Source organism: Veillonella sp. 3_1_44 (assembly GCF_000163715.1).
Lineage (GTDB): Bacteria > Bacillota > Negativicutes > Veillonellales > Veillonellaceae > Veillonella > Veillonella parvula_A.
The window spans coordinates 18586-33716 of the sequence record NZ_GG770199.1; the positions used below are offsets into that span (position 1 = coordinate 18586).

The window sequence follows — 15131 nt, forward strand, 5'->3', positions numbered from 1 at the left end:
TAAAAGTAAATTAGAATTATAAATTATAAATTATAAAACGCGGTTCTCCCTTATCGGTGAGAATCGCGTTTTTCTATGGTATACTAAAGTATATTCAGACTGAACAGAAGTAAGATGAGGATAGCAACATGAAACGTATTGCATTTATAGATTTAGGATCGAACTCAGTTCGTTTTGTCATATATGAAATTTCTAAGACTGGTAGTTATCGACTGATATATCAAGAAAAAGAAAGTGTGCGTCTCAGTGAGAATATGTGGGGAACTCACGAATTGACCGAAGAAGCCATGGAACGTTCCTTGCGTGCTCTAAAAGGTTTTGTACACATGGCTGATGCAATGGAGGCAAATACGATTAAAGCTGTTGCTACCGCAGCAGTACGTTTGGCTAAAAATGGGGATACTTTTATTAAATCCGTAAAAGAACGAACGGGTTTGGATTTAGAATGTATTGCTGGTGAAGAAGAGGCTCGCCTGGGGTTTCTTGGCGTTATCAATACCATTGGACTTAAGGATTTTATTATTTTTGATTTAGGTGGTGCCAGTACCGAGATAACCCTTGTACGAAATCGTCATATTACAAAATCGGTGAGCTTGCCGATAGGGGCCCTTACCTTAACAGGCACATATCAGAAGGGGGATGAATATACTCCTAAAGAACTTGATAAACTGACGAAAGTTGTAAAGAAAACGATTAAGGAACATACATGGCTTCGCAATGTGAAATTACCGCTTCTTGGTATCGGTGGCACTGCTCGTAATATTGCTAAAATGGATCAACGCAAGTTATCTTATCCTATTACAAAGCTACATAATTATGAAATTCCATATCATAGATTTCATGAAATTTTGGAAGAAGTAAAAGGCAAAACTCTAGAGGAACGCAAAAAGATTAGTGGTTTATCATCGGAGCGCGCTGATATTATTATTGCCGGCCTTACTATCGTAGAAGAATTATTTAACTACGTAAATACTAAAACACTCGTTGTTGGTGGGTGTGGTTTGCGAGAAGGTTTATTTTATGACTATTATGGAGCACACTACTTAGGTGGTAACTCTATTATTGATGATATTTTAGTACATTCTGCAGAGAATGTATTATTAGGTATGACTAAACATGAGTTAGTTCATGCTAAATATATTACAGATTTAGCTATTAAACTGTATGATGAATTAGAACCACTTCATAGAGCTGATAAAAATACAAGACGTTGTTTGATTGCGGCTAGCTTATTACATGATATTGGTAAACGGATTAATTATTATAGTCATGCCCGACACGGCTGCTATATGCTTGTCAATAGTAATTTATATGGGCTTTCCCATGTTGAACAAGCTTTCAGTGCGTTCCTTGTTATGAATTCTCATGGTTTGACGCCAAAAGAGTATAAAAACTTCTTATACGGTAAATTGTTAGATCAAGAACAGCGTTTGTTAGGACAAAAAATATCTATTATTTTAGCCTTGGCTGAAGCTCTTGATGAAAGTCATGAACAATTCATTCGCCATTTATCCGTGAATCTAAAATATACTAGTGTACTATTAGTAGTAACCTATTTGAACGGTCGCGATATAAGTGTCACAAAAGCGGCTGTAGAGAAATTAGGAAAATCTTTTAAAAAAGAATTCAAGAAAACATTAGAAATAGAGTGGAAGGAAGCTCGTAAGGAGGCATAATGACATTACCAAAAGCGTTACGATATGCAGTGCTACATGTAGGCTCCAGTAGCATGAGTATTACTATTTTAGAATACAAGGGCATCGATGATGTACGCGTTATAGATTATGCAGCTAGGGAGGTAACCTTTGGGGAAGAATTATTCCAAACCTCTCGTTTGAGTTTTGAAACAATTGAGGAAATTTGTCATATCCTAAAGGGATATAAACAATTAATGGCCGATTACGGTGTGAGTCGCTCTAGATTATATGGTACTACTGTAATACGTGAAGCCGCTAATCGTCGTAGTATTCTCGACCAAATTTATATTCAAACAGGTATGCGTGTTGAGGTTATCGACATGCCTAAAGAGGTGTATTACAAATATGCCCTGCTATATTACAAGATGACTAATCAGTACCGCTTGACGGATCCTACAAAGGCAACATTATTTCTTGATATCACTTCTGGTGGTGTAGGTTTAACCGTTTGGCGTGGTGAAAGCTTATTATTCCAGCGCAATATGCATAGCGGATCTTTGCGTGTTATGGAATCTTTTAATCGCAACCAACGTTCCTCTACATCGTTTCCAATGGCTATTACCGAGTATTTACATCGCATGATAGGCCCATTGCGGGAAGAGCTTAAAACTTTCAATATTAATAGTGTCATTTTATCAGGCGATGAAGCTCAATATATGGCGCGCCTCATGGGAGATGGCAGTAATAAGGATGATATTATTACCATTGAACCAGAACGTTTTAAGGGGTTCATCAAATCCTTTGATGGTGTAACGGCCACTAAGTTGATCAATCGATATAGACTACCTGAATATAAGGCCAATATTTTGATGCCTACTATGATTTTGTTTAATGAAATTATAACGGCTATAGAGCCTAAATCGTTGATTTTTAGTAGCTTCTCCTTCTCTCAAGGAATAAGCTGGTTCTATGGAGTTGAGGCGGAAAATAATCCCTTTATGTACCAATTGCGTGAGCAAAATGCTCAATTAGCTCGTGCTGTTGCCGCTAGATATCATACTGACAGCATTCATGATGCTGAGGTGGAACGTTTCAGTTCTTTATTCTGTAAAACATTACGCCATAAAGGTTTACCGGAGCGGTGGGGTTACTTATGCCGCATTGCAGCTATATTGTGTTCTGTAGGCAAGTTTGTTAATTTACGAAACCATGGAGAGCATGCGTATCATATTGTGATGGGCACAGATATTTTCGGGCTTTCAGAAGAAGAAAAACAAGTAGTTGCAAATGTCGTATTTTATCACTATAAGGGAACTCCATCTGATGATGATACATATTTTAATTCCTTGACAGAATTACAAAAGATTCAAGTTACAAAGTTAGTAGCTATCATTCGTGTGGCCTGTGCTCTCGATGCAGGGAGTAACCAAGAAATCTCAGATGTTATATTGGAAGAGCGCGATAATGTATTGTATGTATTCTGTCGCACTAATGAGGATATTTCTCTAGAATGGTGGACGTTTAATCGAGATGCTGAATATTTTACAGAAGTATTTGGTATGGAACTTATGCTTGTAAGAGGAGGTGACCGCCATGTTCAGTAATGCTAAATATTATTTTAATCGTGAATTATCTTGGCTAAAATTTAATCAGCGTGTACTATTAGAGTCCATAGATCCAAATACTCCGCTGTTGGAGCGGTTGCGTTTTATTGCTATTGCTAGTTCTAATTTAGATGAGTTTTTTATGATTCGAGTGGCTGGCTTACGCCATCAAGTTGTGAATGGCATTGTTAAATATGATGCGGCTCATATGGATGCAAAAGCACAATTAAAGGCGATTGATGAATCTGTACAACGTCTTGTTTCCATGCAAAGCACGTATTTAAATAATGTATTGACTGAACTAGAGGCTCATGGCTTTTTCTTTACCCATCCTGATACACTAGATGTAAAAACAAAAGCCTGGCTACGCCATTATTTTGAGGAACATATATACCCCGTAGTAACACCATTGGCTGTTGACTCGGGGCACCCATTTCCATTTTTAACAAATCATACCATTAATGCAATTGTACGTATCTTTCAAATACAAGAGGATGGGACTAAGGATTACAAGATTGCTATCTTGCCAATACCATCTGTATTAGATCGAATCATTGAAGTTCCAAGCCGTGGCAATAAGGAACATCGATTTGTTTATCTAGAAGATGTCATTACTTATTATGCAAATCAATTTTTCCAAGGTTATGGTATTGAAGATTATATGGTTTTCCGTATTACACGTGATGCAGACCTTGAAATAGATGAGGAAGAAGCAACAGATTTGCTATCTGAAGTAGAGGCATCCTTGCGGCGTCGCCGTCGTGGTGATGCGGTACGTCTTGAAGTTTGTGGAGAGATAAAGGATCACTTATTAGACTTTGTTCTTACAAGTGTAGAATTAGAGCAAAAGGACGTATATCGCATTGATGGACATTTGGATTGCCGTATGTACTTTGATTTCTGTAACTATCCTGGTTATGATAAGCTCCGATATGAACCGTTTGATCCTAAGATTCCTAGTGAATTAGTTGATCATGAAGGTGATAGCTTATTTTCTATTATTGGGAAGCAAGATCTTTTTGTTCATCATCCCTTTGAATCTTTTGCAGTGGTTGAGCAATTTATTGCACAAGCAGCTATAGATCCTGATGTATTGGCTATTAAACAAACATTATATCGCGTTAGTGGGGATTCTCCGATTATTGCGTCCTTAATAAAAGCGGCAGATAATGGGAAACAAGTAACCGTCCTTATGGAGGTTAAGGCGCGGTTTGATGAAGAAAACAATATTCATATGGCGCGTCGACTCGAAAAAGCGGGATGTCATGTTATTTATGGTTTAAAAGGTCTTAAGACACACTCTAAAATTACTATGGTGGTACGCCGGGAAACGGATGGTATTAGGCGGTACGTCCATCTAGCAACGGGAAACTATAATGGTAAAACAGCTCGCATGTATACTGATTGTGGTATATTTACTTGTAATGATGAGTATGGTGATGATGCGTCACGTTTCTTTAACTTGATTTCTGGATATTCTGACCCACCGATTTGGAATAAGTTTATTGTAGCGCCTTTAAATTTACGTGAAAAAATTATGGAACTTATTGACCGTGAAATCGAGTTTGCTAAGAATGGGGAAGAAGCCTATATCATTGGTAAGATGAATTCTCTGCTCGATAAAAAGGTCATTGCTAAGTTGTATGAAGCTTCTTCTGCTGGAGTTCGTATCGATCTTATCGTGCGTGGTATTTGTACGCTTCGTCCTGGCATTGCCGGTGTTAGTGATAATATAACAGTACGCTCTATTGTGGGGCGTTTTCTTGAACATCATCGTTTGTTCTACTTCCGTAATGGAGGGAATGAAAGTCTGTACCTATCTAGTGCAGATTGGATGCCTCGAAATTTGAATGAACGTGTAGAGCTTATGATTCCTATTGAAGATAAACGCCATAAAGAACGGGTAAAAAGTATTTTAGATTTATATTTAGATGATACATTAAAAGCTCATTTTATGAGAGCAGATGGTTCATATCATAAAATCAATGATCGAGAGAATCCTATATCTGCTCAAGAGGAGCTAATGAAAGCTGCTATTGAGCATGAACACAGAGAGTCAATGACGGTCATTGAACGGTTACAACCGATGTTAAAAATGAATAGATGATGAAGAAACCTTAATATATTAGGTAATGAATTTTAATACAATTACATAACATATAAAAAGCCCATTATATGGGCTTTTTTACTTTCTTATACATTTAAAAATGAGGGTAAAGTGAAGTTTTGAGTATTCTAGAAAATATTGGTAACAATTGAAAAACACATAAAAATACAAATTTAGTAATAAAAAATCTGTATATACTATATGTGGTATTAGTATTGTATATATGTACACAATTCGGAATATATTGTATAGTATTTAAAAATATCGATATGTACGCATACGGTGGACTTTTATTAAAAAATACAAAATACAAACTGTTATAAATTCAGTATTTATAAAGGATTTTGCCTTATTGTTAACTTACGGCGTTTGACAGGTTGTATCTATCTGTAGTAGAATAATACCATTACAGGAGGGATTACAACATGAGAATTCATAAGACACACAAGCGATATATTTCGTCTGTTGTTGCCGGATTGATTGTAACAGCTGTAACCATGACCGGTTTTTCTTATAATGATAAAACCGTTACCGTTATGGTAGATGGTGCAGCACACACTGTTAGAACGCATTTAAATTCTAACGAAGGCATTGTACGCGATGCCGGGGTTAAGTTAAATCCAAACGATAAAGTTATTTCTAGTTCATCTACAGTTCAAAATGGAACAACCTTAACGGTTGTTCGTGCTATTCCAGTTTATGTAACTGTAAATGGTAAAACAAGAGCTGTATTCACTACAGAAACAACTGCTCAAGGTGTTGCTAATGAGCTTGGTTTCAAAGCACCTAACTATGTAGTAGTGGGCGATGAAAATGGATCTGTTTTAAGTGGTACACGTATAACAATTGCTCAAGTAACAAGCCGCTCTCTATCTACAGTAGATCAAGAGGTTGCTGTTGAAGTGGTTCGTCAAAAAGATGATACTATGGCTAAGGGCGAAGAAGAGGTTGTTCAAGTTGGTCAACCTGGCTTAGAACGAGTACAACGTGAAACACTATATAGTAATGGTACAGTTATTAAAACTAATGATGTATCTAAAGTAACACAACGTGCAATGGTACCTACAATTATTAAAGAGGGCACTCGTGAGGTGACTACATCTCGTAATGTAGCAGGACGTGCATCTCGCGCTATCGTAATGGAAGCATCTGCTTATCTTGCTGGCGATGGTGATGGTGCTGGTATTACCGCTACGGGTCTACCTGCAGTACGTGGCATTGCCGCAGTAGACCCAGATGTTATTCCATTGGGTACACGTTTATTTATTCCTGGTTACGGTGAAGCTATTGCTGCCGATACAGGTGGTGCTATAGTAGGTAACAAAATCGACCTTGTAATGGACTCTTATGGGGAGGCTATGGACTTTGGTCGCCAAGACGTTACAGTGTACGTTTTGGACTAATATGATGATTTAGAGGGTATATCTATAAGATATATCCTCTTTTTATTGGACCTACTTAGCTCAGTAATATTCAATTATAATAGATATAGTAGAAGGACGCCTTATGATTAAGGCGTCCTTTTTTAGTCTTCAATATATGGAATTAGATATTCGTACTTTGTACCTTTTAATTCATCTTTAGGGATAAATCGTAAAGATGATCCATTGATACAGTAGCGAAGAGAGCCATTAGGACCATCTTCAAATACATGACCTAAATGAGCATTACCGATGCGGCTACGAACTTCTATGCGATTCATACCATGTGAGTTATCTTGGTAATACTTGATAACATCTTTAGCTATTGGTTTAGTAAAGCTAGGCCAGCCACAATGAGAATCGAATTTATGGGCTGATACAAAAAGGGGTTCTCCAGTTGTAATATCTACGTAGAGACCTGCTTTGAACTCATCTGTTAGTTCATGGCTGAAAGGTGCATCTGTAGCAGAGTTTTGAGTTACTTCAAACTCTTGTGGCGTTAATGCCTCTAAATCTTCCTGGGAAGGTTTAGCATATGTATTATCATCGATGAGTGGTTCATCAGATAACCCCAATGGAATGTGACAATAGCCATTAGGATTTTTGTCTAAGTAATCTTGATGGTATTCCTCAGCAGAGTAGTAATTCTCTAAAGGCAATACTTCAATAGCAAATGGTTTACCTTCAAAGGCTTGAGCACGTGCTAAGGTACTTTCAATAACGGCTTTATCGGTTGGATCAGTATAATAAATACCCGTACGATATTGAATGCCTACGTCACCACCTTGTTTATTGACACTAAAGGGATCAATAGCACGTAGAAAATATTGAATTAAGTGATCTAAAGATAGTATATCAGCATCGTAAATGACCTTGAGAGCTTCTACGTGCCCGCTATTGTGGCATACATCTTCATAACTTGGATTTTCTGTAGGACCATTGGCATAACCTACTTCGGTAGAAAGGACACCGGAGATCTTTTTGATATACCCTTGAAGGCCCCAGAAGCAACCACCGCCTAAATATATAGTATGTTCATTCATTTAATCACCCCAAACTTCATGAGCTATTTCTTTGACTAATGCGAGTTTAGCCCATTGTTCTTCTTCGGTCAATTGATTGCCGATTTCACAAGAAGCAAAGCCACATTGAGGAGATAAACAAAGTCTTTCAAGTGGAATATATTTTGTAGCTTCTTTGATACGTTCTTTGATGATTTCTTTATCTTCTAACTCTGGGCGTTTAGATGTGATAAGACCTAATACAACTTTTTTATTAGGAAAAACTTCACGCAATGGCTCAAAACCTCCAGAGCGATCATCATCAAATTCTAGGTAATAAGCGTCTACATTTTCCTTGGCAAATAGGATAGGGGCAATAGGTTCGTACCCACCACTAGCGGCCCATGTAGAGTTATAGTTACCACGACATACATGTGTAGTAAATGCTAAGTCGTGAGGGCGACCTTCAAGAGCTAAGTTATTCAAACGTAAATATTTAGCGGTTTCACCTTCAATGGTTACACTTTTATCCTTTTGACGACCTGTCCAGTAAGCATGGTCACAACACATACCCCAAGTACAATCATCAAATTGAATATTGCGGCAACCTGCATCGTAAAGGTCTTTAATTACTTGGCGATAGGCGGCAGCAATATCTTGAATCAATTCTTCTAAATCTGGATAGAAGGAGCGCGTTGTAATGCCATTGTCTTCACGGAATAACTCTGCCAAAAACTGAGAGGGAGCAGGAATCGTTTGACGCGCCGTAGTATTTTCGTCTTCAAATTGTTTTACAAATTTGAAATGTTCAACGAATGGGTGGTTTGTTCCCGTAATTTTGCCAGTAAGGGCGAGGGAACCTGGCGCTGTTTCTTGACCGACGAATTTGTAACCGTGTTCCAGTTCAATTTCTTTTACGCCGTTAAAGCCCCACATGAAGCCTAGATGCCAATAGGCACGACGGAATTCGCCATCTGTAATCACTGGTAGGCCAGCTGCTTTCTGTTTTTGAATGAGGTCTGTAATAAGACGATCTTCAACGGCTGTTAATTCTTCTCGAGTAATATTTCCCTTATTAAAAGCTTCGCGTGCTTCTTTTAATTCTGCTGGGCGTAGGAAGGAACCTACGATATCAAAGTGGAATGGTGCTGTATGTTTGGACATAATAATCCTCCTTATATAAACGATTAAACCGATAATTTTGATAGGTTAATTATAGCTAAGTATGATTATATATAAAAATATCAATATATTTGAGTTGTATATAGTTTAAAGTTATGTCTATGAGTGATTTTATGCTTTAAGTTATACCCAAGAAGGCACTCTCTAAAATAGAGAGTGCCTTCTTTATGGATTATCTGATACATCTAAATTGAACAATAGTGTTGTATCGCTCTATAAATAATATGATATATAATTATTTTTTGTTTTCTGGTAATTGAATATGTCTACCGTAATTACTAACGTATTGTTCTAGAGCGTGGATATATTCTTGACCTAAACGGCTGCGTTGCATTTTATTATTAGTAATGTAGCCAATGTGCATTAAACCTTCTTCGGCAAGTGGAACGGAAATGATATTTTCACCATTTACCTCTTTATCGATTACACCACTAGATACAGTGTATCCATCAAGGCCAAGTAATAGGCTAAATAAAGATGCTCTATCGCGAACACGGATATGTTTTGGGCGCACTACGGTACTGAAGATTTCTTCAGAGAAGTAGAAGGAGTTGTGATCGCCTTGCTCAAAGGAAATATATGGATATTCCTCTAATTCGTCCATAGAGACTACCTCTTTATGGGCTAATGGATGCGTTTTACCAATAAAGATATGAGGATGGGCCGTAAATAATTCAGTAAAGGTTAATTCGTTAGTGTGAATTAATTTTTCTAATACAGGACGGTTGAAATCATTATAATAGAGTAAGCCAATTTCACTCTTCATATGAGCTACGTCATCGATGATTTCATAGGTTTGTGTTTCTCGTAAGGATACATCGTATTGGTCGATTTCAGCACCTTTTAAAAGCTCTACAAAGGCATTGACTGCAAAGGAGTAATGTTGAGTAGATACAGAAAATTGTTTTTTACCACCGCTTTGGCTCTTATATTGCTCCTCTAAAAGGGCTGCTTGTTCTAACACTTGGCGCGCATAGCCGAGGAAGCGTTCCCCTTCTTTAGATACGGTAATTCCTTTATTAGTACGATCGAAAATGGTAATACCCATTTCTTTCTCTAGTTCTTTAATAGCCTTGGTGAGACTCGGTTGAGACACAAATAATCTCTTGGCTGCCTCACTAATACTGCCTATATTGGCAATTGTTGTGACATACTTTAATTGTTGTAAGGTCATAATTGGCCTCCTTTTATATATTACACTATTAATACTACTCGATTATAAGTATTTAAGCAATGTTATATATATGTTACAATGTATTAATAGAATAAAAGGGGGATATATGTTAAAACAAGTCATTGTCGTAGAAGGAAAATCTGATATACAACGTATCGCTCAAGCTGTAGACGCTGATTGCATTGCTACAGAAGGATTTACCCTCAGAAGAGGTGTTATCGATATGATTCGCGTTGCCTATGAGAAACGTGGCATTATTATATTAACTGATCCTGATACAGCAGGGGAGCGAATCCGACGCGTTTTAACTAAAAAATTCCCTAATGCACAACATGCTTTTGTGCCTCGTGACGAAGCGTTTGCAAATGATGATATTGGCATAGAACAAGCATCTCCAGAGTCAATCAGAAAGGCTCTATCTACATTACACGTAGAATCTCTAGAATCATCTAACGAATTTACTATGGTGGACTTAGTGCGTCACGGATTGTCTGGTATGCCTGATAGTGCAGCTCGTCGAGCGGTTATTGGTGCTAAATTAGGTATTGGATACGGTAATGGAAAGCAATTTTTATACCGTTTAAATCATTATGGTATAACCCGAGATGCTTATGAAGAGGCAGTAAATTGTTAAAATAGGAGTTAAGATGTTAGAATCAGTAATTGCAAGCCCAGAGGTTGTGCATTATATATGTAAGCGCTTTGATATTAAAATGAGCAAAAAGCTAGGACAAAACTTCCTTATTAAGCGAGGTATAGTCGATGAAATTGTACATGCTGCGGAATTAACCGTGGGAGAACCTGTTCTAGAGGTCGGCCCTGGTATTGGTACCTTGACACAAGGTTTAGCTCAAAGTGGGGCAGATGTAACGGCTATCGAGCTAGATCGTCGCTTATTGGAGGTACTAGATACGACATTGGCATCTTATGACAATGTACGTATCATTCATGGTGATGTGTTAAAGCTTGATGTGCCAACGATTATGAATCATAAACCATTTAAAGTGGTTGCTAATTTGCCATACTATATTACAACACCTATTATTATGTCTTTGTTGGAAAGTAAATTACCTATTGAACGTCTAGTTGTGATGGTGCAAAAAGAGGTGGCCTTACGGATGATAGCAAAGCCCGGTACAAAGGACTATGGCGCATTATCTGTTGCTGTTCAGTATTATACGGAACCAGATATTGTTCTTGATGTACCGCCTAAATCTTTTTTGCCAGCTCCAGCGGTGACAAGTTCTGTTATCCGTTGCGTATTGCGTGATAAACCACCTGTAGATGTGATTGATGAGAAACTATTTTTTCGCGTTGTGAAAGCTGGTTTTGCGCAACGCCGTAAAACATTCTCTAATACGATGAAGACAACGGGTTTAACAAGAGATAGAATTGAAGAGTTATTAGCAAAAGCAAATATTGATGGTCAACGAAGAGGTGAGACCTTTACACTTCAAGAATTTGCTGATGTAGCCAACGCATGGGCAGCATTAATCAAATAGTATAATACATAAAGAGCTTATTGGACTGATAAAATATCATTCCAGTAAGCTCTTTTTCATGAAAAAAAGGACCCGAATGGGTCCTTTTTAGTTAGTAAAGAATACCAGCCATGGTTGTAATGAGGAAAGCATTTGCAAAGTCAATTAAGAATGCACCTACTAAGGAAACTACGAGCCAAGCACGAGGAGATGGGCCGTGTTTACTTGCTAAGGATAACATGTTAACTAATGCGTTTGGTGTAGCACCCAGTCCGAAACCGATAGCTCCGGCACCAAGCATAACTGCATCGTAGTTGCGACCAAAGAGGAAGTAAATAAGGTATGCAAATACACAGATAAGTGCCATTTGTACAACTAAGATTGTAATGAGTGGTAAAGCAAGATCAATTAATTGAACTAATTTCAAGCTGTTGATAGCCATTGTTACGAATAAGGATAATGCTACATTAGATACTGCATCAAGAGCTGCATCGTTGATTTTGTATGCTTTAGTAAAATCACCAAAGTTACGAATTACTGCTGCACAAATCATAGCGCCAATATATGCAGGTAGTGGAGTAAGAACAGATAATCCAGCACTTACGATGGTACCGATACCTAATGCAAGGCCAATCCACATACAGATTGTTAAAAGATCTTGAGCGTTGAATTGTTTGCCACCGCTCTCAACGTGATCTTCAATTATATCGATGCCTTCATCCTCCATTAACTCAGGATTTTCATAAGGTGTTTTAACTTTATGCATTTTAATAATGCGTTCACCTACAGGCGCGCCGAGGATTGTACCAGCTACCATGCCGAATGTTGCAGCTGCAACTGCTGCGGAAGCGGTACCAGGGATACCAAGTAATTGCTCGTAATATGGACCAAAGGCACCAGCTGTACCAAGGCCGCCAATCATAGATACAGAACCTGCCATGATGCCGATAATCGGCTCAATCCCTAATGCTTTGGCAATCATAATACCTGCAGTATTTTGTACTACAATCCACACTGCACAAGCTAAGAAGAAGAAAATAATGAAGATACCGCCCTTTTTGAGGACTTTTAAAGATGCCATTAAACCAATCGTGGTAAAGAAGGCAAGCATTAAAAATGTTTGTAAGGAACCTTCAAAGGTAATGTTTAAGATCTTATAATAAGATAAAATAGCAGTTAAAAATGCAAATGGAAGAGCACCTACCGCTGGTGCAGGCATACACATACGTTGTAAGAACTTGGAATGCTTATTGATCCAAGTACCGATGAATAAGGTAATTACGGCAAGACCTACAGTTTGAATCATGGACAGTTTTAAGGTCCATACATTGTTGACTAAGGCTAAGTCAATAAGTGGCATAAAATCACTCCTTTAAAATAAAAAATAAATCTGAGTTTTATGGTATCATGAATGGTCAAAAAATACTATAGAATATATAACGTATAAAAAGTTTATATTTTTATCTTTAAACACTCATAACAACACAAAAAAACAATAATATTAATAAAACTAATTTTATGATTATACATATAAATATAGAAAAGTAATAATATATATTACTTATGTACATAATCATACTATATGTATTCGACTTAAATCTGTGATTTTCCTTCTTGTTATAAAAAAATAAACTGGAATATATTTTTTATATTTATAATCATATAAAATATACTCCAGTTCTAAAACTTAATATTTTTATGTTGATTTAGTAAGACTCTAAATTATATATGGTGATAAATTCGCTCTATAAATGCATGTTAAGATATAACTAAAATGTATAGACCTAGCAATAAGTTAATTAGGCGTTATAGCTCATGGTGTAATTTAGGGGTCGTTAAGAATGTTACATCCGGATTACGCTCTTGAACCCAACCCATTTGCCATTCGTTAGAGATAAGAACTACGGTGCGATCGCGATTATCTTTTACAATCATCGCATTATCTATACCTTTCAAGGATGCAATATCAACTTCGCCGTCAATCCAACGAGCAACACCATATGGTAAAGTATGATTTAATAAATCTACACCATATTCATTTTTGAGGCGGTACTCAAGAACTTCAAATTGAAGCATACCTACGGCACCGACTACGAAGGAATCAAGGGCGCCTGGTTGTTCAAAGATTTGAACAGCTCCTTCTTGAGCCAATTGAGTCATACCTTTTTGGAACTGTTTACGTTTCATAGTATCCTTTGGGGATACGCGGGCAAAGAATTCCGGAGGGAATACAGGGAAGTCACCGAAAGTTACTTTGTGTTTTTGTGCACAAAGTGTATCGCCTACCCCCATAGTACCTGCATCAAAAACACCGATAATATCGCCTGGGTACGCATCTTCTACGATGGTACGTTCCGTAGCCAAGAATTGTTGAGGCTGAGATAGACGGATTGTTTTATTAGATTGGCGGTGTAATACGGACATACCTTTTTCGAATTTACCTGAGCAGATACGCATAAATACGATACGGTCATGGTGGTTCGGGTCCATATTTGCTTGGATTTTAAATACTAGAGCAGAGAAGTCTTCGCTAGTGGGTTGTACCATTTCCTCTATCGCTTGTCGTGGAGCAGGGGATGGAGCTAGTTCCAAGAATTTTTCTAAGAATGGTTTTACCCCGAAGTTCGTCATAGCAGAACCAAAAAACATAGGGGTCAATTCACCAGCACGAACTTTATCGAAATCGAATGGATCGCCAGCAACGTCTAGCAACTCAATATCGTCGAGCAATGCTTGGTATACATCGTCACCTAATAGCTCTTTCATGCGCGGATCCGTTAAAGCACCTTTTTCGGATGCAAGTTTTTCTTGACCATGAGTTTCGTCTTTTGCAAAGAGTTCGATAGTTTCGTGCTCTCTATCGTAGACGCCTTTGTATTCGCCGTTGATACCGATAGGCCAGTTCATAGGGCACGTACGGATGCCGAGAACATTTTCGATTTCTTCCATTAGATCGAATGGACTGCGACCGAAATGGTCAATTTTGTTAACAAATGTAAAGATAGGAATACCGCGTTCTTTTGATACAGCAAATAGTTTCTTTGTTTGGGCCTCTACGCCTTTTGCTACGTCGATAAGCATGACTGCACTGTCGGCAGCCATCAATGTACGGTATGTATCTTCTGAGAAGTCTTGGTGACCAGGGGTGTCGAGGATGTTTACGCGGCAACCGTCGTAGTCAAATTGCAATACGGAGCTCGTTACAGAGATACCACGTTGTTTCTCAATTTCCATCCAGTCGGATACGGCGTGTTTTGCAGTTTTACGAGACTTTACGGACCCGGCTAAGTGAATGGCACCACCATATAATAGTAATTTTTCCGTTAATGTTGTTTTACCCGCATCCGGGTGAGATATGATAGCAAACGTACGGCGACGTTGTACTTCTTCTAAAAATGTCATGATTCACCTCTATTAATGTGTTGTGAAAGCAGATAAATCTTTAGGTTTTACTTTCACAGTCTATATATCGTAAAAATTATACATGATTTTTCTAGTTATGACCACTAAATTGTAGTATAATG

Annotated in this window: 11 protein-coding genes; 6 read left to right on the forward strand and 5 right to left on the reverse strand. The window is 37.8% G+C overall.

What is annotated here, in order from left to right:
* Positions 1–128 precede the first annotated feature (128 nt).
* The 4 genes from ppx to HMPREF0873_RS00110 all read left to right on the forward strand — a co-directional run bounded on the left by ppx (position 129) and on the right by HMPREF0873_RS00110 (position 6751).
* Positions 129–1676, forward strand: coding sequence for an exopolyphosphatase (ppx, locus tag HMPREF0873_RS00095; RefSeq protein ID WP_008713600.1), 1548 nt, complete (start codon positions 129–131; stop codon positions 1674–1676).
* Entirely contained in the window at positions 1676–3241 is a 1566-nt protein-coding gene (locus HMPREF0873_RS00100) for a Ppx/GppA phosphatase family protein (RefSeq protein WP_008713601.1), read from the forward strand. Before ppx ends, HMPREF0873_RS00100 begins: the two co-directional genes overlap by 1 nt.
* Entirely contained in the window at positions 3231–5348 is a 2118-nt protein-coding gene (gene ppk1, locus HMPREF0873_RS00105; protein WP_008600549.1) for a polyphosphate kinase 1, read from the forward strand. The genes HMPREF0873_RS00100 and ppk1 overlap by 11 nt, the downstream gene beginning before the upstream one ends.
* A gap of 425 nt (positions 5349–5773) precedes the next feature.
* Entirely contained in the window at positions 5774–6751 is a 978-nt protein-coding gene (locus HMPREF0873_RS00110; RefSeq protein WP_004693280.1) for a 3D domain-containing protein, read from the forward strand.
* Between the two features lie 122 nt (positions 6752–6873).
* Here the strand turns inward: HMPREF0873_RS00110 and msrB are convergent, their stop codons facing one another.
* The 3 genes from msrB to HMPREF0873_RS00125 form a co-directional block, all read right to left on the reverse strand.
* The gene (gene msrB / locus HMPREF0873_RS00115; RefSeq protein ID WP_004697196.1) at positions 6874–7812 is read right to left on the reverse strand and encodes a peptide-methionine (R)-S-oxide reductase MsrB; all 939 of its coding nucleotides are present in this window, start codon (positions 7810–7812) and stop codon (positions 6874–6876) included.
* A complete protein-coding gene (locus tag HMPREF0873_RS00120) occupies positions 7813–8934 on the reverse strand; it encodes a 5-methyltetrahydropteroyltriglutamate--homocysteine S-methyltransferase (RefSeq protein ID WP_008713602.1) in 1122 nt (373 codons plus the stop codon). It abuts the gene before it with no gap.
* A gap of 253 nt (positions 8935–9187) precedes the next feature.
* Complete coding sequence (locus HMPREF0873_RS00125; RefSeq protein ID WP_004697127.1) at positions 9188–10126, reverse strand: LysR family transcriptional regulator; 939 nt, start codon at positions 10124–10126, stop codon at positions 9188–9190.
* Between the two features lie 106 nt (positions 10127–10232).
* Between HMPREF0873_RS00125 and rnmV the strand changes: the two genes are divergently transcribed.
* Together rnmV and rsmA are read left to right on the forward strand one after the other, a co-directional pair.
* On the forward strand, positions 10233–10760 hold the full coding sequence (rnmV, locus tag HMPREF0873_RS00130; RefSeq protein ID WP_004697202.1) for a ribonuclease M5: 528 nt from the start codon (positions 10233–10235) through the stop codon (positions 10758–10760).
* 13 nt (positions 10761–10773) lie between these two features.
* The gene (gene rsmA, locus HMPREF0873_RS00135) at positions 10774–11628 is read left to right on the forward strand and encodes a 16S rRNA (adenine(1518)-N(6)/adenine(1519)-N(6))-dimethyltransferase RsmA (RefSeq protein WP_004697159.1); all 855 of its coding nucleotides are present in this window, start codon (positions 10774–10776) and stop codon (positions 11626–11628) included.
* Positions 11629–11719: 91 nt separating this feature from the next.
* Here rsmA and HMPREF0873_RS00140 read toward each other — a convergent pair whose 3' ends face one another.
* A complete protein-coding gene (locus HMPREF0873_RS00140) occupies positions 11720–12967 on the reverse strand; it encodes a sodium/glutamate symporter (RefSeq protein ID WP_008600554.1) in 1248 nt (415 codons plus the stop codon).
* A 446-nt stretch (positions 12968–13413) separates the two neighbouring features.
* Positions 13414–15009 (reverse strand): peptide chain release factor 3, encoded by a 1596-nt coding sequence (locus tag HMPREF0873_RS00145; RefSeq protein WP_008713604.1) that lies wholly within the window; start codon positions 15007–15009, stop codon positions 13414–13416.
* Positions 15010–15131 lie beyond the last annotated feature (122 nt).

What these genes read in the sequence shown, in the direction of transcription:
- ppx (WP_008713600.1), top strand. Translation starts at nt 129, where the DNA reads ATGAAACGTATTGCATTTATAGATTTAGGATCGAACTCAGTTCGTTTT.
- HMPREF0873_RS00110 (WP_004693280.1), top strand. Translation starts at nt 5,774, where the DNA reads ATGAGAATTCATAAGACACACAAGCGATATATTTCGTCTGTTGTTGCC.
- rnmV (WP_004697202.1), top strand. Translation starts at nt 10,233, where the DNA reads ATGTTAAAACAAGTCATTGTCGTAGAAGGAAAATCTGATATACAACGT.
- rsmA (WP_004697159.1), top strand. Translation starts at nt 10,774, where the DNA reads ATGTTAGAATCAGTAATTGCAAGCCCAGAGGTTGTGCATTATATATGT.
- HMPREF0873_RS00120 (WP_008713602.1), bottom strand. Translation starts at nt 8,934, where the DNA reads ATGTCCAAACATACAGCACCATTCCACTTTGATATCGTAGGTTCCTTC.
- msrB (WP_004697196.1), bottom strand. Translation starts at nt 7,812, where the DNA reads ATGAATGAACATACTATATATTTAGGCGGTGGTTGCTTCTGGGGCCTT.
- HMPREF0873_RS00145 (WP_008713604.1), bottom strand. Translation starts at nt 15,009, where the DNA reads ATGACATTTTTAGAAGAAGTACAACGTCGCCGTACGTTTGCTATCATA.
- HMPREF0873_RS00140 (WP_008600554.1), bottom strand. Translation starts at nt 12,967, where the DNA reads ATGCCACTTATTGACTTAGCCTTAGTCAACAATGTATGGACCTTAAAA.
- HMPREF0873_RS00125 (WP_004697127.1), bottom strand. Translation starts at nt 10,126, where the DNA reads ATGACCTTACAACAATTAAAGTATGTCACAACAATTGCCAATATAGGC.
- ppk1 (WP_008600549.1), top strand. Translation starts at nt 3,231, where the DNA reads ATGTTCAGTAATGCTAAATATTATTTTAATCGTGAATTATCTTGGCTA.
- HMPREF0873_RS00100 (WP_008713601.1), top strand. Translation starts at nt 1,676, where the DNA reads ATGACATTACCAAAAGCGTTACGATATGCAGTGCTACATGTAGGCTCC.